General features: G+C 52.8%; 24 protein-coding genes and 1 tRNA gene. 13 read left to right on the forward strand and 12 right to left on the reverse strand.

The window, feature by feature from the left end:
* Positions 1-39 precede the first annotated feature (39 nt).
* Positions 40-1,449 (reverse strand): DNA cytosine methyltransferase, encoded by a 1,410-nt coding sequence (locus NG99_RS00590; RefSeq protein WP_034887349.1) that lies wholly within the window; start codon positions 1,447-1,449, stop codon positions 40-42.
* 174 nt (positions 1,450-1,623) lie between these two features.
* Here NG99_RS00590 and NG99_RS00595 point away from each other — a divergent pair, with 174 nt between their 5' ends.
* Complete coding sequence (locus NG99_RS00595; RefSeq protein ID WP_034887307.1) at positions 1,624-2,277, forward strand: epoxyqueuosine reductase QueH; 654 nt, start codon at positions 1,624-1,626, stop codon at positions 2,275-2,277.
* Positions 2,278-2,411: 134 nt separating this feature from the next.
* Here the strand turns inward: NG99_RS00595 and NG99_RS00600 are convergent, their stop codons facing one another.
* Entirely contained in the window at positions 2,412-2,660 is a 249-nt protein-coding gene (locus NG99_RS00600) for a hypothetical protein (protein ID WP_034887309.1), read from the reverse strand.
* A gap of 82 nt (positions 2,661-2,742) precedes the next feature.
* Positions 2,743-3,438 carry a phosphohydrolase gene (locus tag NG99_RS00605; RefSeq protein WP_034887311.1) on the reverse strand — a complete coding sequence of 232 codons (696 nt, stop codon included), beginning with the start codon at positions 3,436-3,438 and terminating at the stop codon, positions 2,743-2,745.
* Between the two features lie 605 nt (positions 3,439-4,043).
* Between NG99_RS00605 and NG99_RS00610 the strand changes: the two genes are divergently transcribed.
* The 3 genes from NG99_RS00610 (at position 4,044) to NG99_RS00620 (ending at position 5,846) form a co-directional block, all read left to right on the forward strand.
* Positions 4,044-4,691: a hypothetical protein gene (locus tag NG99_RS00610; RefSeq protein WP_034887312.1), complete on the forward strand. Its 648-nt coding sequence runs from the start codon at positions 4,044-4,046 to the stop codon at positions 4,689-4,691.
* Positions 4,692-4,877: 186 nt separating this feature from the next.
* Positions 4,878-5,669, forward strand: a complete 792-nt coding sequence (gene mtfA, locus NG99_RS00615; RefSeq protein ID WP_034887314.1) for a DgsA anti-repressor MtfA — start codon at positions 4,878-4,880, stop codon at positions 5,667-5,669.
* Positions 5,670-5,770: 101 nt separating this feature from the next.
* Positions 5,771-5,846: transfer RNA gene (locus tag NG99_RS00620), tRNA-Asn, on the forward strand.
* 177 nt (positions 5,847-6,023) lie between these two features.
* On the opposite strand, the gene NG99_RS00625 is transcribed toward NG99_RS00620, so the two are convergent.
* Entirely contained in the window at positions 6,024-6,470 is a 447-nt protein-coding gene (locus tag NG99_RS00625) for an Rrf2 family transcriptional regulator (protein WP_232298138.1), read from the reverse strand.
* Between the two features lie 84 nt (positions 6,471-6,554).
* Here NG99_RS00625 and NG99_RS00630 point away from each other — a divergent pair, with 84 nt between their 5' ends.
* Entirely contained in the window at positions 6,555-6,929 is a 375-nt protein-coding gene (locus NG99_RS00630; protein WP_034887318.1) for a hypothetical protein, read from the forward strand.
* A 139-nt stretch (positions 6,930-7,068) separates the two neighbouring features.
* Here NG99_RS00630 and NG99_RS00635 read toward each other — a convergent pair whose 3' ends face one another.
* Genes NG99_RS00635 through NG99_RS00660 form a run of 6 tightly spaced genes read right to left on the reverse strand, consistent with a single transcriptional unit; the run spans position 7,069 to position 13,045 of the window.
* Positions 7,069-7,383, reverse strand: a complete 315-nt coding sequence (locus NG99_RS00635; protein ID WP_034887320.1) for an ASCH domain-containing protein — start codon at positions 7,381-7,383, stop codon at positions 7,069-7,071.
* Positions 7,384-7,409: 26 nt separating this feature from the next.
* On the reverse strand, positions 7,410-9,053 hold the full coding sequence (locus NG99_RS00640) for a rhodanese-like domain-containing protein (protein WP_052130491.1): 1,644 nt from the start codon (positions 9,051-9,053) through the stop codon (positions 7,410-7,412).
* Between the two features lie 24 nt (positions 9,054-9,077).
* Complete coding sequence (locus NG99_RS00645) at positions 9,078-10,394, reverse strand: LLM class flavin-dependent oxidoreductase (protein ID WP_034887322.1); 1,317 nt, start codon at positions 10,392-10,394, stop codon at positions 9,078-9,080.
* A gap of 47 nt (positions 10,395-10,441) precedes the next feature.
* Positions 10,442-11,467 (reverse strand): ABC transporter substrate-binding protein, encoded by a 1,026-nt coding sequence (locus NG99_RS00650; RefSeq protein ID WP_034887324.1) that lies wholly within the window; start codon positions 11,465-11,467, stop codon positions 10,442-10,444.
* 17 nt (positions 11,468-11,484) lie between these two features.
* Positions 11,485-12,222 carry an ABC transporter ATP-binding protein gene (locus tag NG99_RS00655; RefSeq protein ID WP_198138711.1) on the reverse strand — a complete coding sequence of 246 codons (738 nt, stop codon included), beginning with the start codon at positions 12,220-12,222 and terminating at the stop codon, positions 11,485-11,487.
* Positions 12,209-13,045, reverse strand: a complete 837-nt coding sequence (locus NG99_RS00660) for an ABC transporter permease (RefSeq protein ID WP_072017502.1) — start codon at positions 13,043-13,045, stop codon at positions 12,209-12,211. The genes NG99_RS00655 and NG99_RS00660 overlap by 14 nt, the downstream gene beginning before the upstream one ends.
* 336 nt (positions 13,046-13,381) lie before the next feature.
* On the opposite strand from NG99_RS00660, the gene NG99_RS27820 reads away from it, so the two are divergent.
* Positions 13,382-13,621, forward strand: coding sequence for a hypothetical protein (locus NG99_RS27820; RefSeq protein ID WP_072017503.1), 240 nt, complete (start codon positions 13,382-13,384; stop codon positions 13,619-13,621).
* A gap of 115 nt (positions 13,622-13,736) precedes the next feature.
* Here the strand turns inward: NG99_RS27820 and NG99_RS00665 are convergent, their stop codons facing one another.
* Complete coding sequence (locus NG99_RS00665; RefSeq protein ID WP_034887326.1) at positions 13,737-14,633, reverse strand: LysR family transcriptional regulator; 897 nt, start codon at positions 14,631-14,633, stop codon at positions 13,737-13,739.
* 103 nt (positions 14,634-14,736) lie between these two features.
* Here NG99_RS00665 and NG99_RS00670 point away from each other — a divergent pair, with 103 nt between their 5' ends.
* Entirely contained in the window at positions 14,737-15,066 is a 330-nt protein-coding gene (locus tag NG99_RS00670) for a YciI family protein (RefSeq protein WP_034887328.1), read from the forward strand.
* 63 nt (positions 15,067-15,129) lie between these two features.
* Here NG99_RS00670 and NG99_RS27385 read toward each other — a convergent pair whose 3' ends face one another.
* Complete coding sequence (locus NG99_RS27385; RefSeq protein WP_052130494.1) at positions 15,130-15,924, reverse strand: AraC family transcriptional regulator; 795 nt, start codon at positions 15,922-15,924, stop codon at positions 15,130-15,132.
* A 335-nt stretch (positions 15,925-16,259) separates the two neighbouring features.
* Between NG99_RS27385 and NG99_RS00680 the strand changes: the two genes are divergently transcribed.
* From NG99_RS00680 to NG99_RS00700, 6 genes are all read left to right on the forward strand, one after another.
* Complete coding sequence (locus NG99_RS00680; RefSeq protein WP_084110325.1) at positions 16,260-18,476, forward strand: TonB-dependent receptor; 2,217 nt, start codon at positions 16,260-16,262, stop codon at positions 18,474-18,476.
* Positions 18,477-18,566: 90 nt separating this feature from the next.
* Positions 18,567-19,436, forward strand: a complete 870-nt coding sequence (locus tag NG99_RS00685) for an ABC transporter substrate-binding protein (RefSeq protein WP_198138712.1) — start codon at positions 18,567-18,569, stop codon at positions 19,434-19,436.
* Positions 19,433-21,424 (forward strand): Fe(3+)-hydroxamate ABC transporter permease FhuB, encoded by a 1,992-nt coding sequence (gene fhuB, locus NG99_RS00690; RefSeq protein WP_034887332.1) that lies wholly within the window; start codon positions 19,433-19,435, stop codon positions 21,422-21,424. The genes NG99_RS00685 and fhuB overlap by 4 nt, the downstream gene beginning before the upstream one ends.
* A 2-nt stretch (positions 21,425-21,426) precedes the next feature.
* A complete protein-coding gene (locus NG99_RS00695) occupies positions 21,427-22,701 on the forward strand; it encodes a cyclic peptide export ABC transporter (RefSeq protein ID WP_052130496.1) in 1,275 nt (424 codons plus the stop codon).
* Positions 22,649-23,056, forward strand: a complete 408-nt coding sequence (locus NG99_RS29025) for an ATP-binding cassette domain-containing protein (RefSeq protein ID WP_157032517.1) — start codon at positions 22,649-22,651, stop codon at positions 23,054-23,056. Before NG99_RS00695 ends, NG99_RS29025 begins: the two co-directional genes overlap by 53 nt.
* 179 nt (positions 23,057-23,235) lie before the next feature.
* Entirely contained in the window at positions 23,236-23,835 is a 600-nt protein-coding gene (locus NG99_RS00700; RefSeq protein ID WP_084110340.1) for an N-acyl homoserine lactonase family protein, read from the forward strand.
* Positions 23,836-23,838: the final 3 nt, after the last annotated feature.

Below are 23,838 nucleotides of genomic sequence, written 5' to 3' on the forward strand. Positions count from 1 at the left end.
TGGCTAACAGAGATCGCCTGGCTGGAGGCTATAACCGCGCTAGCGCTGCTTAACCGCCTGCTCGATCCACGGTTGTAAAAGCTTTGCCACCGCAGCAAAGGCTGGCACCACCACCGAGTTGCCAAACTGACGGTAAGCCTGGGTATCAGAAACCGGAATGCGGAAGCCGTAGCCCTGCGGCTCCTCAAAGCCCATCAGCCTGGCGCACTCTCTTGGCGTCAGGCGACGTGGGCGGCGCTGCTGGTTCTCCGGGCAGTCGAAATCGACCTCCCCTTTTTGCTTATCCCAGCCGCGGTCGATCAGGATCTCCGAGCCATCTTTGTAATAGCGCGCGGAGAGCGTACGCACAACCCCTTTTTCCTGTTGGGGATCAACCAGGCCATAGCCGAAGCCATTGCCCCTCGCCTGATGCTTTTTGGCATAGTTATACAGATACTTCCATAGCGTTGGCGTCAGGATGTATTTCGCCTCGACCTGCGGTTCCATCAGGGCCTTCAGCGGCGTCCGCCGTTTGGGATACAGGCTGGAAATTGCCTTCAGGGTAAACTCAGGCAGTTGCAGATCCCGGCGGAAGCCAACCAGCACAATGCGTTCGCGATGCTGCGGCAGGAAATATTTACCGTCGACAATTTTCGGGTCTGCCGTGCCGCTGGCGTTGGCATCCGCCACGTCGTAGCCCAGCTCGTCCAGCGTATCCATGATAATACGGAAGGTTTTTCCCTTGTCATGACTCTTCAGATTTTTGACGTTTTCCAGCACAAAGATGGCCGGTTTTTTGGCGGCGATAATCCTCGCCACGTCAAAGAACAGCGTACCCTGAGCCTCGCACTCGAAGCCGTGAGCGCGGCCCAACGCATTTTTCTTCGAGACGCCAGCCAGCGAGAACGGTTGGCAGGGAAATCCGGCCAGCAGCACGTCATGGTCAGGGATCTGCCGATCAATATGTTGATAAGCCTGCTGCTCACTGACGGCCGGATTGCCGCTCAGGGTGACGTCGCGAATATCCTGATTAAAGCGGTGCCCAACCGGATCGCAGTACCAGTTAGCTTTATAGGTTTTGAGCGAAAATTTGTTCCACTCGCTGGTGAACACGCACTGGCCGCCAATCGCCTCAAAGCCGCTGCGAATGCCGCCAATACCGGCAAACAGATCGATAAAGCGAAAAGCGTAATGAGGATGATGAGCGGGTGGCGAAGGCAGCAGATTCAGCAGCGCCTGATGCTCAGCCTCGCTTAATGGCGTGCCGGCACTTTCTTCAGCCAGCCAGCGGCTCAGCCCGTTACGCGTCCAGGGATGCCGGCTGGCGGCGTGCAGCGTAGCCAGCACCGTTTTCTGGTCATAAATCTCCAGCACCCGCTGCATCAGCTCGCCGTCCTGACTGAATTTGTGCTGTGCCTGCTGGCCCGCATGGGCTGCTGGCGGCGTCGCCACGCTATCAAACTCGCTCATAATCATCCAACATCAATAAGTAAACGCTGCCAGTTTATCACTTCGCTGTCACTGCGCCAGGAGGAAAGCGGACTTCAGCTGATTTTCTGCTTCAGCAGGGGCGGCTGGCGTGACAACCGCCTGATGTAGCCCTACACTAGGGACGTTTTTAAGAAATTACTGGAGTCAGCCGCGATGAGCACCCCGTCACGCCCCCCTCTCAGCCTGCCTAATGGCGCGCAAAAACTGCTGCTGCACTCATGCTGCGCCCCCTGTTCTGGCGAAGTCATGGAGGCCATTCAGGCCGCAGGGATTGAGTACACCATCTTCTTCTACAATCCCAATATCCACCCGCAAAAAGAGTATCTGCTGCGCAAAGAGGAAAATATTCGCTTTGCCGAGCAGCACGGCATCCCGTTTATTGATGCCGATTACGATACCGATAACTGGTTCGAGCGGGCAAAAGGCATGGAATGGGAGCCGGAACGGGGCGTGCGCTGCACCATGTGTTTCGATATGCGCTTTGAACGCACCGCGCTCTACGCCCATGAGCACGGCTTCCCGGTGATTTCCAGCTCGCTGGGCATCTCTCGCTGGAAAAATATGGAGCAGATCAACGATTGCGGCGCGCGGGCGGCGGCCCCTTATCCTGATATGGTCTACTGGGATTATAACTGGCGGAAAAAAGGCGGCGCGGCGCGCATGATTGAGATCAGCAAGCGCGAGCGTTTCTATCAGCAGGAGTACTGCGGCTGCGTCTATTCCCTGCGCGATACCAATCTGCACAGAAAAAGTCAGGGACGACAGCTGATCAAACTAGGTGTTCTCTACTATGGCGATGAAGATTAATCGGTGACGTAACGATCGGCAGGCCAGCGACAACGCTGACGCCTGGCAAATCCGGGTTGCCCACGCGCGGCGTGCGCCAGTTGAGGTTATTACGAGAGGTGCCCTCGCCTAAAACGAGGGCAAACAGAAGCGGTTTATTTCTTCTTTTTCGTTTTTTTCAGTAAGGCGCGCAGCTGTTTGACTTCGCTTTCGGTCAGCTGTGTGCCAGTCTCTTCTGCCGTTCCCTGATTGTCCACGGCAATCGCCTCGATCGCGACTAAGCTCGCCTGCAAACGCTGGCAAACTTCCTGGCTTAGTGAAACCTGATTTTCAAGCGCCAGCGATTTAAGGGTTTCCTTTAAGGTGGGATCGATCTTAATCGTAAGGCTTACGTTGTCGGTCATACCTGATTCTCCTGAGAAATGTCCCAGACAACGTAGCCTATCTGCTGCGCTTTAACTATATGTTCATAAAAATTTAATATTGCTATGAAACGGGGTTAAATTCCCGCAGCACCTCTTCATCCAGCGCGCAGAAGTCCCCTTTCAGCTCGGCGCACAATTTGGCCATATAGGTCACCAGAAAACGGGCGTTATGCTCGGCCAGACGTCTGCCTTCCGCAGTTTGCATAGTATCGGGCAGCCTGAGCAGCTTTTTCTGGAAATGGTCCAGCGCCCATTCGGTATCATTGAGCTGACGTTCACGGCCAAGAGGGTCCGCGCTGTCGAACAGGGAACGGCCCAGCGCGCCAGAAACATAAAACACGCGCGCCAGCCCGATCGCCCCCAATGATTCCAGCCGATCGGCATCCTGCACAATTTTAGCTTCCAGCGTTTCCGCCGTGACGCCCGCGCTAAAGCTGTGGGCATGCACCGCATGTGCCACTGCCTCGACCTTCTCTTTGGGAAAGTCAGGAAACACCTCAAGCAGCACGCGTCGCGTTTCAACGGCCGCCTGCGCCGACGCCAGATGCCGTTCGGGGTGGTTTTTGGGCAGGTTAACAATATCGTGGAAATAGCACCCGGCCAGTACGACAAGCTCATCGGCTTCTGTCTCTTTCATTATGCGCTGGGACGTCTGCCACACGCGCCGAAGATGGGCCACGTCATGGGCTTTATCATCCTGAGGCCAGCTTTCATGCAGCCAGTTTTCAAACCGCATTTGCCAGTTAATAAGCGTCATAGACTTCTCCTTATTGTTTGGACTTGTCGAGATGTCAGTGGAAGAAGGCCCGTCCACTGGGGTGATCCCCGGCTGAACCATTTGGTCAAAAATGAGATCCACATCATGTTTATAACGCTAACTTTAACGGATTCACACCATTTTTCGCCTTTTCAGCCTTTTGCCACTGGAAAATATATTGATTAATTTTCAGGCAAATGGTTAAACGGAGATAATGAACGCTACGAAATTAACTGTCGGTACTTTTGCTAAGATTGAGATAGAATTACTCCAGTCTGGCAATCTTTCCTTGCAGGGCTTTATTGGCGGTCAGGCTCATTCACTTTCAGACCTGCTACTGTAAGAGATTGTAAAGGCGACATATGTCAAATTTGTTACCCCGTTATTATTCAGGCTGTTTTTGAGGGTTAATATCGGGAAGATAGCCACCGCCCGTTTGCAGCGTTACTGGCCCTAACCTGGCACTATTTTTAACAAGCACGGCTAATGTTTAGCGAAAATTTGGTTCTGGTATTTTTCTTCCAGATTAATGTTCAGATTAATCTGCGTTGTTTTTAGCGTTGCAGCGATTGGCGGTTCCACACGTAAGTCACAGAGGTCGAACCATGAAAGAACGCCCGATTTTATTTAGCGATCAACGGGTGCGCGCGCTGCTCTCAGGCCAACAGAGCCAAACTCGGCGCATTATGAAATCACAACTCTTTGGTCCCGGACAGGATAACCACGAGGGGTGCTATGGTATTGATGTGCTTAATAATCACCTGCAGGGCAGCCGGGTAATGGAGATGGAAAACATCAGTTACCATTGCCCCTACGGCCAGCCAGGAGACAGGCTATGGGTACGAGAAACCTGGCGCGGCCCGGTGATTGAGCCTGAAGAGATGGCAGACTATCAGCGCTCACCGGCCCAGTTTAAGACCCCGCGCTATTGTCAGTACCACGCGGACATCAGCCAGCCGTCTAACGCCGAGCAGTTTGGCTGGCAGGCCGGTATCCATATGCCGCGCTGGGCAAGCCGCATCAATTTAGAGGTTACCGGCATTCGCGTTGAGAAAATTCAGGATATCAGTGACGACGACGTTATCGCCGAAGGCGTACAGACGGACTCGCACTTCCTGAATAACTTTTTCACTATGCACAGCGAGCCCGTCTCCTCCAAAGATGCTTACCGTAAGCAGTGGGCTTTGCAGTATGGCGGCACCAGTTGGGAAGTGAACCCCTGGGTGTGGGTGATCGAGTTCAAACGGGTCTGATGCAAAGGGCAACTATTTGCCCTTCGTCACAGACGTGTTGAGTATTAACTGATTGAATATGCGCATTAAAGCCAGCGCACTCTCCCCCTTTTGTTTTTTCCTCTTGCGCACTGTTGCTAAAGCAGCAGTTGCGCAAGTCTGTGCGCTACGGCATGGTAAAGATCGCTTCAGCAAACTGGGTGCATCATGATCAAATGGCCGTGGAAAACCGATGAGGATGCGCAGGATGTCCTGCCCTGGCAACAGGCGATGGCGATTCCGCTGCTCGGCGCGCTGACGGAGGCGGAGCGGCAGTCGATTATCAAACTCGCCAAACGCTTTCTCCAGCAAAAACGCCTGGTGCCGCTACAGGACTTTCAGCTTGATGAGCTCAAAAGCACTCGCCTGGCGCTCCTTTTCTGCCTGCCGGTGCTGAACCTGGGTTATGACTGGCTGGATGGTTTCCACGAAGTGCTGATCTACCCTTCTCCCTTTCTGGTTGATGATGAGTGGCAGGATGAGTTTGGTCTGGTACACCATGAACGCATGATTCACTCGGGACAGAGCTGGCAGCAGGGACCGATTGTCCTTAACTGGCTGGACGTGCAGGACTCCTTCGATCTCTCCGGCTATAACTTAATCATTCATGAGGTTGCCCATAAGCTCGATAGCCGGGGCAGCGGCCATGCTAACGGCGTGCCCTCCATCTCCCTGCGCGATGTGGCAGGCTGGGAGCATGACTTACAGGCCGCGATGCAAAACATTCAGGATGAGATTGACACCGTAGGTGAAAATGCCGCCAGCATCGATGCCTACGCCGCCAGCGACGGAGCAGAATGCTTTGCGGTGCTGTCAGAATACTTTTTTACCGCGCCAGAGATCGTGCTGGAGCGTTTTCCCTCGCTATACCGCCGCTTCACGCTGTTTTATCGCCAGGACCCTGCTCGCCGTTATGCGCAGGAACAGTGCAGGCTGGATAATCAGGGAACTGTTCACTAATACATCGGGTTGAGTTAAACGTAGCCAATTGAAAGCTGACGTGTTTTTTGCAGTTGACAGCCCCTGACGACGCCGCTACTATGCGCTCCATCGAAACCGATTCCTCTGTAGTTCAGTCGGTAGAACGGCGGACTGTTAATCCGTATGTCACTGGTTCGAGTCCAGTCAGAGGAGCCAAATTTAGAGAAGCCCGCTCAGGGAAAACCGAGCGGGCTTTTTGCTTTGCTGGTAAATGCCCTGCCGGTGTCAGAATACCTTTAGAGGCTAGTGCAATTGAGTGTTCCGGGATGCTGGTTCAGGGAACACCGGCCTTTGCAGCACGAATCCGTAGTGGGAACCTTGCGGCAGTTAAATTTAAGAATGTTTAAATACTTCCGGCACCAGCTTATCCAGTGTTATCTCAGAAAACCGATTGGTAATCATGCACCTGGCTTCTTCAAGAGTGTCAAAAATTTCGTTGTTGACCGCATCCTCAATCGGGCATTTCTCATGTTCAGTCGCCCAGCCTATGGAAAAAAGCTCAGTACTGCCAATAGCATGGAAAACCTGAAGCAGGGTAATCGAACTGAGGCTTTTTTGAAGCGTCCAGCCACCGCCGTGGCCTTTCTCTGAGTGGATAATACCCGCCTGCTTAAGTCCCTGAAAAAGACGGCGAACCACTACCGCATTTGTGTTTATCATTAAAGCGATATCTTCAGAAGTAACGGGATCGCGAATTTTATCCATATGAATCAAAACATGTAATGCCCGGGATAGCCGATGATCTTTTCTCATTTTTGTTCCTGTTTGCTGCTCGGTCACTTATGAAACTTTTGTAGTTGCGAAAGCTGCACGATCTCATGTACCTTATATTATTACATGAAATCCATACAGAGAGTACTCCCTATGTCCTTCGACACCGTTTTAGAACCGTTCTGGATTTGCCTGGTTATCGCTTTGACGTCCAGCTGCATCTCAATCACCGTAACGCAACAGGAGATGTTCCGTCCATGGCGTGAGTGGGTGGTCAAGAGAAATGCCATGATCGGATATTTGTTCAGTTGCTTTTATTGTTTCAGCCACTGGGTGGTTTTTGCGGGGATAGCCATCTACAAACCGGTTCTTGTTCATTCCGGATTTTGGTTAGTGGATCTGGCTGTTACTGCCTTCTTTACCATCGGTTTAACGGCCATGTTCAGCGGCATTATCCTGAAAGTAATGAGAAATGCCATCGCCAAAGCGATTGAAGAAAACGACATGAAGAACAAACTGGGGTTATAAAATAATGACGATGTCCGGCCCGTTGGTACGCACTCAACGGCCAGTGACTGGCCGTTGAGGTAAGGCCGCCAGACTGGCGGCCTTTTTCGCGTTTAACCCGATCAATCAGCCGTAGTTGCCATAACATCGCTTCCAGATGCTACTCTTGCAGTGGATGATGGTGGATTACGTCCACCTCTGAATCGAGTCGGATGTCTGGATAGTGCTTTCGCATCCCGTCCAGCAAAACCTTATCAGGCCACTCTTCTGACATGTCGAGATAAAGTGCCACGGAAAAAAGCGGCATCGTTTTTACCTCCGTAACCCGCACAACCAAAGTGTCGGAGGCATTCTCTGCGTTAACATAGCGCATCAGGCCGGGCAAAATTTTGCGCTCACGCCAGCGAATAGTGTGCCGCTTTCTGCCGGAACGCACTTCCGGAAGCAGGCGGGGGACAATGTCAAGGCTCTGCAAAAGTGACTCTCCTGTAGAATCGACTTTTATTTTAACCAGTCCCCTTCTGGCGTCGCAACCGGCCCCAGCGCAAAATTAACGCCGCCGTCCCTTTCGATTTGTTCTACCAGGCCTGTTTCCCAGCTTAAATACGCCTGAAACGCGGCCAGACGCTCATCGCCCTGCTGATGATAAGCCGAGCGCCAGACATCATCGGTGGCGCTCCATAGCCGGGCAGCGCCCGTTTCAAGAGCAAATCCCTGACGTACCCACTCATCCGTGCCGCCATTAAGGACAAAAATCTCCCGCTGAGTTACCGTCGCGAGATCTCTGGCGGCATAAGACGCCAGATGACCATCGGGGGATGTCAGCACAATCGGCCCCGTGGCCGGAAGCGCATTAATCCCGCCGTTCAGCCTTGCGCGGACCGCAAACCAGGCGCCAGGCAAATGCCCCAGCTCATATAAAGGACTGCTGGCCAAATCAATGACTGTGGCGGATGGCAATGACTGCAACTCAGCGGGCTGGATTGACTTAATGTCATCGAAATCATCAGGATCAGCAGCAAATCCAGTTTCCGTAGCTTCTTCAGCAGAGACGCGAAGATAAAAGACTTCCGCCCATTGTAACTGACTGAGCCAGGATGCCGCCGTCGCTGCACGTATTCCATGGTGATCATCAACCAGCACCACTCGGGCGTTCTGAATGCCCACGAACCTGTCCACGCCCTGCACCAGCTCTCCTCCCGCCGCCCAGCGGGCGCCGGGCAAATGACCCGCCACGTATTCATCCCGGGTACGCACGTCAAGGAGGTAAAGAGCGCGTGAATGGCTCTCGCGCTGATAGCGAGCCAATCTCTGCTGGTCAATTTCCTGAAGCTGATATTTCGCCACTAAAGAGGCTGAAAGTTTCAGCGCTTCGTCTAAAGCGGGTGAGCTGCCCGGTGGGACGGGGGCGACATTGTCAACGTCATGCTGTAATTCATAGCCGGCAGCCAGCCAGTCCATCGTGCCATTTTCCAGTGCCCAGACAGGGTTTTTCAACCCGGCATTGATCAGCGTTTGCGCGCCAATAATTGAACGCGTTCTGCCCGCGCAGTTGACCACTACTGGCCTATCAGCGGAGGTTAACAAGCCCGGGACACGATAAACTAACTCCGCATTCGGACAGGCCACGCCACCCGGCAGACTGAAATCCTGAAATTCCTTGAGCGTGCGCCCGTCAACAATAAGAATGTTTTCGCCAGCATTAATTCGTTGATTCAGTTCCTGAGCGCTCAGATGAGGCGTGGCGTAATGGGCTTCGACATATTCGCCAAAACCTTTGCTTAATGCGCTGGTGCCGGTAAAAAGTTCACCGCCATCGGCTTGCCATTGCCTGGCGCCCCCCTGCAACAGACTGAGCTGGCTGTAACCCAGAGCTGAGAGAGTCCAGCCAGCACGATGCGCGTATTCACCGCCGGTTTCATCCACAATAACCAGTCGAACATTCTTTCTTGGCAACAGCTCTTCGGCCCGGATTTCAAGATGACTTAATGGCAGGGAAACACTTTTCAGCAGATAGCCGTCGCGGGAGATAACGCCCTGCTCCCTGACATCAATTACCGCGATTTCTTCATCATCAGTTAACCAGTTACGCAGTGCCGCCGACTGTAAATAATTAATATCCGGGTTTATCGGTTGAGTTGACATATTTCATACCTGTTGATAGCAAGATTATTCGTGTCGGTGGTCAGCTGGAATGTCCAGCCCCAGGTTGCCGCGCAGGGTCGAATGGCTATATTCGCGCCGGAACAGGCCGCGACGCTGAAGCTCGGGAATCAGATGTTCCACAATAGACTCAAGGCCCTGCGGGAAAAAATCCGTATTAAGGTTGAACCCGTCTGCGCCGCGCTGCGTGAACCACTCTTCGATAGAATCGGCGACCTGTTCTGGCGTTCCGACAATCACCCGGTGCCCGCCTGGATTCCGCTTGAGAATTTCCCTTACCGTGAGCTTTTCGCGGCGGGCCAGGTCCAGCAGCGCGCTGAGGAAACCTACGCTTCTGAACGGGGAATCAGACAGGTTAAGCTTATCCCACGGCAGCGGCTCATCCAGAACCAGCGCCTCAACTGGCAAGCCCAGCGCTTTCGACAGCGCCCCAAGCTCCTGCCTGAACCCAGCCGTTTCATCCAGCCATTCTTTGCGTTGAATGGCTTCGGCTTCCGTGCTGCCTAATACAGGAAACAGACCTGGCAGAATAATTATTTTGTCCGGGTTCCGGCCATATGCCGCCGCTTTTGACTTCACCTCGCGGTAAAAGTCCTGGGCTGCGGCTAAGGTATGGTGAACGCAAAAAACCGCATCAGCATAGCGGGCGGCCGTTTCGATCCCCGGAACGGAACCGCCTGCCTGCAACAGGACAGGCTGACCCTGTGGGGATGGCGGAACATTTAAAGCGCCCTGAATCTGAAAATATTCACCGCTGAATTCAAACGGGTGAATACGCGTGGTATCGACAAATTTTCCGCTGCTCTGGTCTGCGATCACGGCATCAGCTTGCCATGAACCCCAGAGCCCCCGGACAACCTCTATCGACTCTCTGGCTTTCGCATACCGCTCATTATGATCGGGCAGCTTATCCGGCCCGAAAAGCCTGGCGACATGTTCATTGCGCGTCGTCACCACGTTCCACGCCGCGCGACCGCCGGAGACATAGTCAAGAGAGGCGATGCGTCTCGCAATATTGTAGGGGTCGTTAAAACTGGAGGAAACGGTCGCGACCAGCCCGATGTGCTTAGTCACCCGGGCAATAGCGGTCAGCGGGATCAGTGGGTCCAGAGCCTGCCAGGGGCGCGATACCCCCGGCTGACCATAATCAAACTCGTCAGAGAAAAAAACGGCGTCCAGCTTCCCTTGTTCGGCCAGCCGCCCGATATTTTCATAATAATCAAGCTTAAGAAAACCCAGAGGATCGTCGGCCACCCGCCATGAGGCTGGATGTCTGCCGCTGTTGTTAACATTGATATTTAGATGAAGCAAACGAGTACTCATGCCACTCTCCTGAATAACTCATCATGCGAAATGATTACTGGCAGTCGTTATTCTCCGCCTGCCTCATTGACCTTTACCGGCGTCGTTTTCTGTACCTGGTTATAGCGATCGTCAAAACCGATTCGGACATCTACCTTTCGTTTGATCGCCCCGCCCTGATACAAAACATCTGCGACATTTTGTTCGGCTTTAAAAAGCTCGGCATCAAAAGGCCTGAATGCGCCACCACGAACCTCGTATTCATAGGCGGCTCGTTCTGGCGTTAGCTTGAGCGTCGAGATAAGGGTCTCGATGACTTCTTTCTTATGGCTTTGGTGCCAGGCCCAATAGTGAGAAAGATCGCCGAAGAACTCTTTTAACGCGGCATCTTTAGCGGGATCGTTGAGTACCGCAGCCCGAGCGGTCCAGACGCCGAGGCCGGGGATACCGGTATCCCTGTCAGTCCACAAAATCTTTGCAGAACCGTTATTCACCGACTGCAAAATAGGGCCAAGGCTACCTGAATAGACATCCGTCTGGCCCGAGTTAAATGCGGCGGCAGCGGAAGATCCATCATTAAAGCGGGTTGGCTTGATGTCTTTCTCAGATAAATTCGCTTTGACCAGTGAAATCAAGTATTGCGCATGATTATAACCGCCATAATTATAGGCCCACGTATGACCCGCTAATTCCGACGGCGTGTTGATATTGGCCGCTGTACGTATCGCGGTGACCAAAGGCGGATTTGTGCGACTGTAGTCACTTCGCCAGCCGGCGACAATTTTTAACGGCGCATCTTCTACTGTCCAGGGCGTTCTTGCATTCGCCTGCTCAATAGTTAATGAAGTATCGCCCATATGACCAACATCAATAGCGCCACCATATAATGCCGACAAATTGGCTGCCGGGCCGGTTAAAATAATCCAGTTAACCTTAAATGAGGCGTCATTCAAAACGCCTGACTTTTTTATCAGTGCAGGAAACCCGGCATCCTGATAGGCAATATTTAAATTTGTCGTTTCCTGCGCAGGAGCATATCCGCTAAAACCAAAAGAAAGAAACAGCGTGACCAGTATTGGGTTAATAAATTTCATGTTAATTCCCTGTTTTTTCATGCATGAGCGAGATATTCAAGTACTCGCCGTTTTAAATCATTAAACTCAGGAGAAGTAGTATCACGGTGACGGGGAATTTCTACGTTAATATCGCCCTTTATACTTCCGCCGCCCAACACCACAATGCGGTCGGATAAAAGAATCGCTTCCTCAATATCGTGAGTCACCAGCAGTACGCCGGGCCTTCTGTCCAGCCACAGATCGATAACCAGTTTATGAATACGCTTGCGGGTAAAAGCATCCAGTGCGCTGAAAGGCTCATCCAACAATAATAAGTCGGGTGAGCGGTATAGCGCCCTTGCAATACCGACACGCTGGGCCTCCCCACCAGAAAGGCTGAAAGGCCAGCGGTCGGCCTTGTCGGCCAGACCCACTTCACTAAGCGCGGCTATTGCTCTGGCCCTGCTATCTTTGGCGCGATCGTCCTGCAACACGACATTCTTCCAGATTTTTTGTGCCGCTATCAGGCGAGGGTCCTGGAAAACGATGGAGGTATTTTTGGCAACCTGCACCGTGCCGCTGGTGGGATGCTCGAGGCCAGCCAGGATACGCAGCAGCGTCGTTTTCCCGGTCCCAGAGGGACCCACCAGCGAAACAAACTCGCCGGACTGAACGGAAAAATCAATCTCATTCAGAACATTAATTTTTTTATCATAGGTTTTAAGGAGATGGCCTACGTTCGCCACCGTATGTTTAATTAAAGGTGTGTTAACGTTTTCCTCAGGCATTATCATGAACTCTCCATGAAAGAACGTTCCTTTCAATAAAGCGCATTATCATATCGACAATGATGCCCAATACGGCATAGACCAGCACGCCAGAAATCAGGATATCAGTTCGCTGGAACTGCGTTGCATTATTCAATATGTAGCCTAATCCTGCGTTAGAGTTAATCTGCTCTGCCGCTACCAGTCCTAATAATGCGGCCCCCGCAGCATAACGCCAGCCAACCAGGATAGAGGGCATGGCCACAGGAAAAACTATCAGCCGGATTTGATCATATTTACTCATTGAAAATGCATTCCCCAATTCAAGAAGCTTACTATCAATCCCCCGGATGCCGTGATAGGTATTCAGGTAGACGGGAAAAATGGAGGCACCAATAATAAGCGCGACTTTTGAAGTTTCGCCTATACCAAACCACACCACGAAAAGCGGCACCATGGCGATAAACGGGATGGTACGAATCATCTGCATTGGCGCATCATAAAGCCGTTCAGCACTGGTAAAGAGTCCAGCAAGAATCCCCAGTATCAGACCAGAACCGCCACCGATAAGCAGCCCCAGTCCAGCACGCCGTAATGATACGGGCAATGCCGTCTGCCAATCCCCAGATTTCCACAGCTCAATATAAGCATCAAAAATGGTTGTTGGGGCCGGGAATACATTTTCGTCCAGCCAACCGGCAGAGGCATAAAGCTGCCAAAACAGGATCAAAACAAATGGAACAACGATTCGCAGTGCCCATTTTCGGGCAAACAAAATAAAACGATGCTTTGCCGGTACGGTCAAATCGCTTTTATCATCAGGCGCTTGTTCAAGTTGCGAAATAGACATAAGGCCATCGACTCCATGCGGGAAAATACAATATGCATGGTTACGCATATTTATATACAGAAGGGTCATACAATGTCATACCAGCAGGAACACACAAATATCATTTTGTTGTTTATAAATCTCAAAACCAGCATTGTTATATTCAACATAATGACATTACCAATCAATCAGTAATATTTATGTTTACCTGTTATTTTCACTACTTAATGGGCTATTTTAAAATATTCCGCTGACCGTCATTCATTTTTCGCTACGGACGGAGTAGTATTAGCAAACATCACGCGTTACGCTGATGGCCGCGCCTGTTGGCAACCTTTTGTTTGCGAGGACTGCTCGATGAAATATCCACTCTCTCTGCTGGTTCTGACACTTTGCGCAGCGAAAGCGCAGGCTTTCACCTCCAGAATCCCGTCGGAACAAACGGGCAAAACGGAAGCGGCGACCCAGGCCAGCATTGCCTTCGCGTCATTTCACGCTATAGGCGTGAAAACGCTACGGCCAGGCCTTTGTGATGCCGTTTCGGTTAATGGCTGTAATTGCCCCTTTTGCACGCAGTTACGTAGCCTGGGCCGATAACTCACCAATGATGTTCATGCTGACGCTGTATGATCCACAGCGCGGTGGCTTTCCTGCGACGAATAATCAACAGCAGCGCGATCGCGGAAAAGTTCCTCAACATAAATTAAGTAGTTCACAGTCGGAAGTATTCGCACAGCTCGTCAATAAAAATACGGTAGCGTGTCTCTTTCATGCGTGAAGGCATATACAGCAAATGCATCGGCTGTTCAGGAAACCGATAATCCGCCAGCAATGTCACCAGTTTCCCCTGTCCGAGCGGCTGAGCAAGCGCTTTCTCATAGCCAATAATGACCCCGGCACCTCTTAAAGCGGCCTGTAGTAGCGCTCCCCAATCGTTAATAATCAGCCGTGAATTCACCTCAACGTCACTGACTTTACTCTCGCTGATAAATTGCCAGCGATGAGAGAAGCCGGCCTGCCATGGAGCAAACCCCAGGCACTGATGATTTTTCAGATCGTCAGGGTGCTGTGGCCAGCCGTGTTCCGTCAGATAGCCCGGCGCAGCACAGGCGATAAGGCGGTACGCGGCTAATGATCTTGCGGCCAGACGCAGGTTTTTATCCAGCTCACCGATACGAACCACCGCGTCGAAACCCTCCTCTAACGGGTTAATCACGCTATCTGAAAGCGTGAGTTCAATATTCATTTGCGGATAGCGTTGCAGAAATTGGGTGAGGAAGGCGACCAGCGCATAACGCCCAAAGGTCACAGGAGCGTTCAGCCGCAGCGTGCCAGCCGGCGCTTCTGCCGTGCCATTGGCTTCATTGTCTGCATCCTCTATGGCCTGCAAAATGGTCAGACAGCGTCTGAAATATTGGCTGCCCGTTGCGGTGAGGTTTTGCCTGCGCGTTGTCCTGCTGAGCAGGCGCGTTGCCAGCTGTGTTTCCAGAGAAGTGATATGCCGGGCTACCATCTGCGGCGACATCTCCAGTTTTTCCGCAGCGGCAACAAACGATCCCATCTGCACAGCGGCAACAAACACCCGCATGCCGGTAAATTTGTCGAGCATTAACAACTCCTGGTTGTTTCAGAAGGTATTTACAGTCAATTTTAAATACTCCCGCAGTTTATTACACTCTCTTTTCGTCCTGTTGCTGAGTGAGATGCCAGAAATGAGTCTTTATATTGTCAGAATGGATCATCCCGATGGACCGGAGTGGAATACCTTTGTCCGGGAACATGTGCTTTATCTGAAGGAGTTGATTAAACAGGGGAAACTGATCGCCTCCGGGCCGCTGAAAAACACGCCTCTGCGGGCAGGTTTTCTGCTGTTCAGCGCCAATTCGCTTGATGAAGTCACCACCATGGTGAATGAAGATCCTTTCGCCCGTGAAAATTTGATCGCGCAGCTGGATATTCAGGAGTGGGATCCGTTATTTGGTCAACTCACGACATTATCAAGTCGTAAAACAGCTCATGAGTTACAGGATCTAATTGACTAAATTACGGCGACGGATTTAGCGGCCTTATCTGTGGGAGATATCAGTTCGGTTAGGGATATCCCCCTAACTGAACCATTCCACTTTCATGTATCGTTGTACCGTCTGGCCCAGCGTCTTTCTGAACATGGCATTAAAGCTACTGCCATTGAAATAACCCAATCTTCTGGCGGCTTCTTCAAGAGAATGTCCCTGCTCAATTAAGCTGACGGACTTCATCAGCAGCAGTTGATGGCGCCACTGGCTGAATGTCAGGCCGGTATCATGACGAAACAGCCGGGAAAGCGTGCGCGTGGAGGCCCCGACTACCGAGCCCAGCCCCTCAAGACTCGCCTCAGCGCCCTCTTCCTCCAGAAGCCGCTGTGCCACCTGTTTCAGGCGGCGTTCTCTTGGCAGTGGCAAAAAGGGAACATTCGCCACGGCTGCGCGGCTCAGTTCGAACTTCAGTAAATGCTCCATAAGATAGTGAATTTCATCGCCCCCCTGCTGTTCAATCAATCTTTGCAACAGTGAGTGCGTCAGCGTAGAGATATCCAACGCGATAAAATCAGTCACCTTTCCCCGGTCAGAGCAGTAAAAATTACAGGTTTTCACTTGCCCCTGTGCATGTGTGCGATGAGGACGTCCGGCAGGTATCCACAATGCCCGCCCCTGCGGCAGCGTCCATATCCCGTCAGAAGTATGGATCTGTAATGCTCCCTGACTGCTATAGGTCAGCTGCGCCTGGGTATGAGCATGCCACTCTTCGAATTCCAGATTGTTATAGCGGTACGACGCAAACAGCGATTTCTTAGCCTGATGCTGATAGGCGCTAAGGTTGAATGGTTCAATAAACTGTGGCTGGCGTTCATTTGCGCCCATAGCGGCCCTTGTTCTGCTAAGTACGATGTCGACAGGTTGAAAAACCTGAATTCAGTGAATACCTCTGCGGCACGACAACTTTTGTTCATTTCGCTGGGTAATCACCAAACACCCATAGAACAAGACAGTCGTTCACTTCTCTTTTAAAGAAAAATGATTATCATTCTCCTCTTCGCAGCGCAAGCTGGCTTTTACCCTGATACCAAAAATAAGATGCCGAATAGCCGGTGTCCGTGGGCTGCTCGCTCCCGATAACTAAATATATTTCTTACATATTTTTCAATTATGGCAAGCAATTGAGCATCACTAAAATAATTTAAGGGGCCGGGCTTAAAATGGGTAAGACCTTAGTAACAACGTCAGGTGTTGGTGTAAATCAGGGAAAATACACGCAGAAAAACAAAGGAAATACTTTCCGCAAGCTCAGGCTAATACCAGCAGGAATGATCGCTTTTCTGGCTCCGCAGGTTTGGTCTGCACCCCCTGCTGATGCCACCACGCTGACCGTCACTGCGAATAAGCCCGTAGATAAAAACGTTCTTCCGGAAGAGTATCCGGGTGGTCAGGTCGCGTCAGGCTCCCGCGTGGGTATGCTGGGTAATCGCGATATAATGAACACCCCTTATTCTACGGTCAGCTATACCTCAAAACAGATCGCCAATACCCCCGCGACTACGGTAATGGAGCTGCTGGCAGACCTGAATGCCTCGGCCAGAACCGAATGGACTACGCTGGGCAGTTCAGCCAGCCAGATTAATATCCGAGGTTTTAATATCCAGTCGCAGGATGTGGGATTTAACGGGTTATACGGCGTATTACCTACTTCAAATATTTACCCCGATTTTGCCGAGCGCGTGGAATTATTAACCGGACCCTCGGCGTTTCTTAACGGTATGCCGCCCGGCGGCTCGGTAGGCGGCGCCGTTAATATCGTGCCAAAACGCGCCACCGATACGCCCATTACCCGCGTCACCACCACCTGGTCGAGTAAAACTCAGGCCGGTGCGAAGATTGATGTTGGCCGTCGTTTTGGCGATGACAATGAGTTCGGTATGCGCTTTAACGGCGTGCTTTCGGGCGGCAATACGGCCGTGGATAACAGCAAAAGGCACCTCGGCCTGGCTAGTCTGGGGCTGGATTATCGTGGCGATCGCTTGCGTTTATCATTGGATGCGGGTTATCAGGACACGCTGATCCGGGGCGTTGCGCCTTATCTGTATGTGCCGGATGGGCAGGCCATTCCTGAAGCGCCAAAAGCCAGCAACAACCAGAGTCCCTCGTGGAGTCGCTTTGGCAATCACGACACCTTTGGCGTGCTGCACGGTGAATACGACCTGAACGATAACGTCACCGTACACGCTTCAGTGGGTGGGCAAGTAAACCACCAGAGCGATATTGAGATCGGTACGCCCATGCTGCTTAACAGCCATGGCGACACCGAATCCACACCGTGGAATTCACCGGCAAAAACGAAAACCGCGTCGGGTGAAGTGGGTGCCGACATCAAGGCCACTACTGGCGTAATCGATCATCGGTTTAGCCTGAGTGCGACTATGCTGACCACCAGCTTCTGGGGCTATGGCGCGGCGTCCGGCAATACGGTGAATTCCAACATCTACCAACCGCAATACATTGATGAGCCGGATTTTGCCACGCCGTCACTGCCAAAAGTCAGCACCGTTAAGCTCTCCAGCGTGGCATTAGGCGATACGCTGTCCATGCTCGACGATCGCCTGCAATTCACCGTCGGCGGTCGCCTGCAAAAGGTTCAGGAGGATGATTACGACTCCGACACCGGGGACGTCAGTTCAGCCTATAGTCAGAACGCGCTTAGCCCCTCGCTGGCCGTGCTGGTAAAACCGTGGCGGAACATTTCACTGTATGCCAACTACATTCAGGGGCTGCAACAGGGCACGATAGTCGACCGCAGCTACGCCAATGCCGGGCAAGTTTTCGCCCCGTTTAAATCAAAGCAATATGAAGCTGGTATAAAGGCCGACTGGGGCTATTTCGGCACCACCCTTAGCGTTTATCAGATCACCCACCCGAGCACCGTCACCGATACCGCCAGCAATACGCTGAACGTCGATGGTGAACAGCGCAACCGTGGTGTGGAATTGCAAACCTTTGGCGAACCGATAGAAGGTTTGCGGCTGCTGGGCGGAGCCAGCTATATCGATCCGGTTCTGACCAAAACGCAGGATGGCAGCAACAACGGGAAGATGGCCGCCACCACGCCAAACTGGCAGGGCAACGCCGGGGCAGAATGGGATATCCCTTACGTGCCGGGCCTGACGCTAACTGGCCGCGTCGTCTATACCAGTTGGCAATACCTCGACGTCGACTCGCCGCGCCGCAAAATACCCTCATGGACACGGATGGACGCCGGGCTACGTTACCTGCTGACCGGCGTAATGCAAAAACCCATAACCTTACGCATGGACGTCGTGAATCTGGCAAACCGCGGTTACTGGTCAGGCGGCTGCTGTAACTCCTACGTGACGGAAGCCGAACCACGCACCGCGACGCTGTCAGCCGCCTTTGATTTTTAATCTTTGTTAGTGGGTCAGTTCCGCCTGCTGACGGAGCTGACCAAACGGATAACGTAATAATTGATGCTCAACCGACGACGCTTTATCAAAATGACGGGGTCACTCCTGCTGACCGTAGCACCGGTCGGGTCAGGCATGGCCCGCACGGGCTATCCGCAGCGGATCGCTACACCCGATCGTGGCGGCACCCAGACTTTACTGGCGCTCGACATGGTGCCCGTAGTCAGCGTGGAGGCTTCCTTCTATAACGCAATGGGAAGCACGCCGTCCTTACCTGCCAATATCCCCGATGCTGGCGATCCGTCAGAGCCGAATCTGGAGCTGCTACGTTATTATCAGGTTGAGCTAATCGTCACCGTAACCATTTCACCCGTGGTGCAAGAGCAGCTGCGGCGCGTTGCCCCGGTTTTCGCTCTGGATATTTACCGTGGCTATGGCGACACATGGCAGCACTCCTGTGACGAAACCGAACGTCTGGCGATCGCGCTCGGCAGAGCAAGCGCAGCGCATCACTATATCCGCCAGCTGGCGCAGAAAATTGCCCTGACCCGCGATCGGTTGGCACACATTCCGCTGCGAAAATTTATTCTGCTGGGACTGTCAACCGACGGTCGGCATATAACGGTCTATGGCCGCAAAAGTATCATGTCCGCCGCGATGGAACAGATGGGGTTTAGCGATGCGTGGCGGGGTGAAACCAACAATTACGGCTTCACCAACTGCGGTATTGAAACGCTGGCAACCTATACCGACGCCAGCCTGCTGGTGATTGATTATGGCGAAAGTATGCAGGCCGCAATAGCCGTATTGAATCAAAGCCCGCTGTGGCAGGCGATGCCGGTGGTCCAACAGCGTCGGGTATTCCGTATTGGGCGAATTGAAGTGTTTGGCGGCTTACCGCTGGCGGACGAATTCACCGACAGGTTTGCCGATGCGCTGCTCAGGCCGGTGCGCCTGTGACCTCGTCGCACTCATCTCCTGACGTCCGCCATCCTCTGCTGCTTATCGGCGGGCTGATGCTGTTAGGGCTGCTATTGACCCTCGCCCTGTGGATGAAAACGCTGCCCCTGTCGCAGCTTCCTGCGGCCATTTTTACCCCCGATAGCCATGTCATGGGGCAGTTGCTGTTTCATTACGCCACGTTGCCGCGCCTGTTTGTGGCTCTGCTGGCGGGAGCCGGTTTTTCCCTTGCCGGGCTATTGTTCCAACAGACGTTGCGTAACCCAATGGCCGATCCCACGACCTTCGGGGTCTCTGCCGGCGCGCAGCTGATGCTGACACTGGCAACCGTATGGGCCCCCTGGCTGCTGCGGGCAGGTCAGGAAACCGTGGCATTAATCGGCGGTCTGCTGGCTGTGATCCCGATTATTTTGTCTGCCTTTCGTCCCTCCTCCACGCCACAGAAGCTGACGCTGTCAGGGCTGATGCTAACGCTCTATGCCGGCTGCGTCGCAAATGTCATCGCTCTGTTTGGCGGGAATGATCTGCAGGATGTTTTTATCTGGGGCAGCGGCTCGCTGAATCAGAACAGCTGGCAGGTCGTCTTTTTTCTGCTGCCGCGCGTCGCTATCGCTCTGTTGCTGTCACTGCTGATGCTGAGAGTAATGAATACTTTTTCCGTCAATGAGACCTCGGCCAAAAGCCTTGGCGTCTCGGTTAATCGCGTGCGCACGATAAGTTTGCTGCTCGGATCGGCCCTTTGTGCTTCGGTAGTCAGCGTCACCGGGGTCATCGGTTTTGTCGGCATGGCCGCCCCGACCCTGACCCGATTAGCAGGCGCCCGGCGCTTCAGTCAGCAACTGTTGTGGACACCGATAATGGGCGCGGCGCTTCTGCTGTTTACCGATCAGCTCTCTCAGTGGTCAGCGTATTATGGCGCGGAGGTCTCTACCGGCACGCTGACCGCGCTAATGGGCGCCCCGCTGCTACTGTGGCTGATCCCCAGGCTGAAAAAACATACCCTGCCGCTGCTAGCGACTACGGTAAACGCTGGCACAGCCCGCAGGCGCTCCGCGTGTCTGTTTATCCCTGCCAGCCTGTTGTTATTGATCCTGTTTATTTTGTCGGTGATCTATGGTCGGCTGCCCACCCGTTGGGCCTTTACCGACGGGCAAACTTTACTGTCGCTACTCCCTTTGCGCGCGCCACGCTCGCTCGCCGCGCTGGCAGCTGGGGGGATGCTCGGTGCGGCGGGCGTATTGATCCAACGCCTGACCGCTAACCCGATGAGCAGCCCTGAACTTCTTGGTATCTCTTCCGGTGCGACGCTGGGGGTAATGCTGGCGATGTTATTGTTATCCTCAACCTCCACGGGCGTGCTGATGGTCGGCGCCGTCGCCGGTTCTGCGCTGGCGTTAATCGGGATGCTGCTCACCGCCAGAAAATCGGCCTTCAGCGCGGAAAAAATCCTGCTGGCTGGTATCGCCCTTTCCACCATCATCAGCGCGATGACCTCATTGATGATGACCAGCATCACTCCCCAGGTACAGGTCTTACAGGACTGGCTGGCCGGTTCAACCTATCGCATTCTGCCCACGCAGGCCGTAACGCTCGCCGTCATCGCCATGGTGTTGATCGCCGCCTCGTTCCTGACCCATCGCTGGTTGCTGATGTTATCTCTGAGCGATGAGGTTTCCCGCGCCACCGGCATCAATATCTACCTCGCCCGAAGCGTCATTATTCTGCTGATTGCTCTGCTGACCGCGGCGGCAACCTTACTGATTGGTCCGCTCAGCTTCGTTGGCCTGATGGCGCCGCATATGGCGCGCATGTCGGGACTGCATCGCCCGGCCTTACAACTGGGTGGCGCAGTGCTGATCGGCGCAGCCATTCTGCTGCTGGCCGACTGGGCGGGCAGAAATATCCTCTATCCACAGCAGTTGCCTGCTGGACTCCTGGCCACTTTTATTGGTGGCCCCTACTACCTTTTACTGATGAGAAAACAGTGAACATGAGCGCCTCCGGCAAACCTGTCACCCTGACTCGTGAAACTCTGCATATTCTGCGCCCTTTCTGGCTGATCATGCTGCTGGCAACAGTGACCGGGATCGTCAGTGGTTTTGCCACCACCCAACTGCTGGCCGAAATTAACCAGGCACTACATGCCGGTCAGTTTCCCACGTCGTTCTGGTTGAGTTTCGCCGCACTGCTGCTGGTTGGGATTGTGGGTTCTTCGCTCGCGGGAACCATTAACAGTTTTACGGGCCAGAAGATGATTGCCCACATGCGCAAAGAGTTGTCAGCCCGTATTCTGCAAGCGCCGATTGACGCTATTGAGGCCTTCCGGCCACATAAAATTCTCGCCTCGCTGAATAATGATGTCGATACGCTAAGCGCGTTTACCTTTAACCTGGCAGGCTACACCATCAATTTTGCCATCGCCGTGGCCGGTATTGGCTACCTGTTCTATCTCTCAACGTGGATTTTTTCCGTTGCTTTTCTCTTTCTGCTTGGCGGAATGCTTCTTACCGGGTTTTCGCGACGCGTCTGGATACGCGACTATGAAGGCGTTCGCCAGGCGCAGGACGGGCTACAGAAGCACTATCGGGCCATTATCGAAGGGGCCAAAGAGTTGCGGCTACACCGGTTACGGCGCAGCAAGGTGTTCCACCGTGGCCTGAGCGAAGAAGTGGATCGCATTGCGCGCCTGAAATCCCATGCGATGACCTGGATGTGGCTGACTGAAGGCGTTGCTTCCGCGCTGTTTTTTATCGCTGTTGGTCTGATGCTGGCGGGAAAAGAGGCCATCGACAGCAGCCAGACCACCATTGGCGCCAGCATAATTATTCTGCTGTATATCAAATCCCCATTTGAGCAGTTAGCCGGAGCGCTGGCGGTGGCCGATCAGGCGCGTATTGCCCTGCGGCATCTGACTGAGCTGGCAACCTCCTTCCGTCATGCCGAGCCTGATATTTTATTGATCCCGCCAACGACGCCCCTCGCTTGCAGCATCACTTCGCTTGAGTTACGCAATGTGGCTTACCACTACGCGACAGAAAATGGTTTTAGCCTCGGGCCGGTGAGTTTTACGCTGCGCCCAGGGGAGATCACTTTTATCGTCGGTGAAAATGGCTCGGGCAAAACCACGATAATTAAGCTGCTGCTGGGGCTTTACGAGCCGCAACAGGGAGAAATTCTGCTAAACGGCGCGCCTGTGGCACCCGGTGATAAAGATGACTATCGCCAGCTGTTCAGTACGGTATTTGCCGACTATTTTTTTTTTTGACGATATTATCCGCGAGAATATTACCCCAACGGACATAGCCAGTTACCTTGAGAAGCTGAAGCTAACCGGCAAAGTGACGGTTGAGGATAATCACTTCACCACGACGGATTTGTCTACCGGACAGCGCAAGCGGCTGGCGCTGCTGCACGCCTGGCTGGATGACCGGCCAGTCATTATTTTTGATGAATGGGCGGCAGATCAGGACCCGACTTTTCGCCATCTGTTTTACAGCGAATTTCTGCCAGAGCTAAAAGCGCGCGGGAAAGTGGTTGTGGTGATCTCTCATGACGATCGCTATTTTTCCCTGGCAGATCGCGTTATCCACCTTCAGCATGGCACGGTGGTGGCAGATTGAGGAGTGTTGGAGCGGCTGAAGGCAAGAAGCGGACATAATCCTTCGAGACAGAGACCACCTGGAAGCGATTAAAGTATTTAGATCTATTCAGCATGTCGGGATGGTCACCGAAAAATCCCCCTTATTGGTCTTAATCTTCTACTTTTAAAAATATAATTGAAAAAGTATGAGGAAATAACATGCGTCTTTACATGCTTTACCTGGGTACTATGCAGCCGGGGAATATACCCGTACCAGGGTATTTGATTCAAACAGACGAAGGAATAAATATCCTTGTTGACACTGGCTGGCCTCGATCCTTTGTCGATGCGCCGGTAAATCCGCCTGGCCTCACCGTTGAAATCTTGCCCGAGGACACAGTCACTGCCCGTCTCGACGCTATCGGTTTGCGTCCTGCCGATATCAGTTACCTCATCTGCACTCATCTTGATGAAGACCATTCAGGTAACCACGATTTATTTAGCAATGCGGAACTCATCATTCAGAAACAACATTACGAACTAGCCAGAAGCGGGCACCCTCGCTTCAAAGCAAATCGGAAGTCATGGGACCATCCCTCTCTCCGGTATCGTCTGATTGAAGGGGATTATGAGCTTTTACCGGGAGTCATACTGCTTGAAACCAGTGGACATGTTCCTGGTCACCAGTCTCTTTTAGTGCGACTTTCTGAAACAGGAAACGTTCTGCTTGCCGCTGATGCGGTTATGCATCATTCAATGGCAGATGCGGCTACACGCCAAATGTACATCACTGATATGGATGATGTAGTGGTTGAATAATCA

This window comes from Erwinia typographi (assembly GCF_000773975.1).
Lineage (GTDB): Bacteria > Pseudomonadota > Gammaproteobacteria > Enterobacterales > Enterobacteriaceae > Erwinia > Erwinia typographi.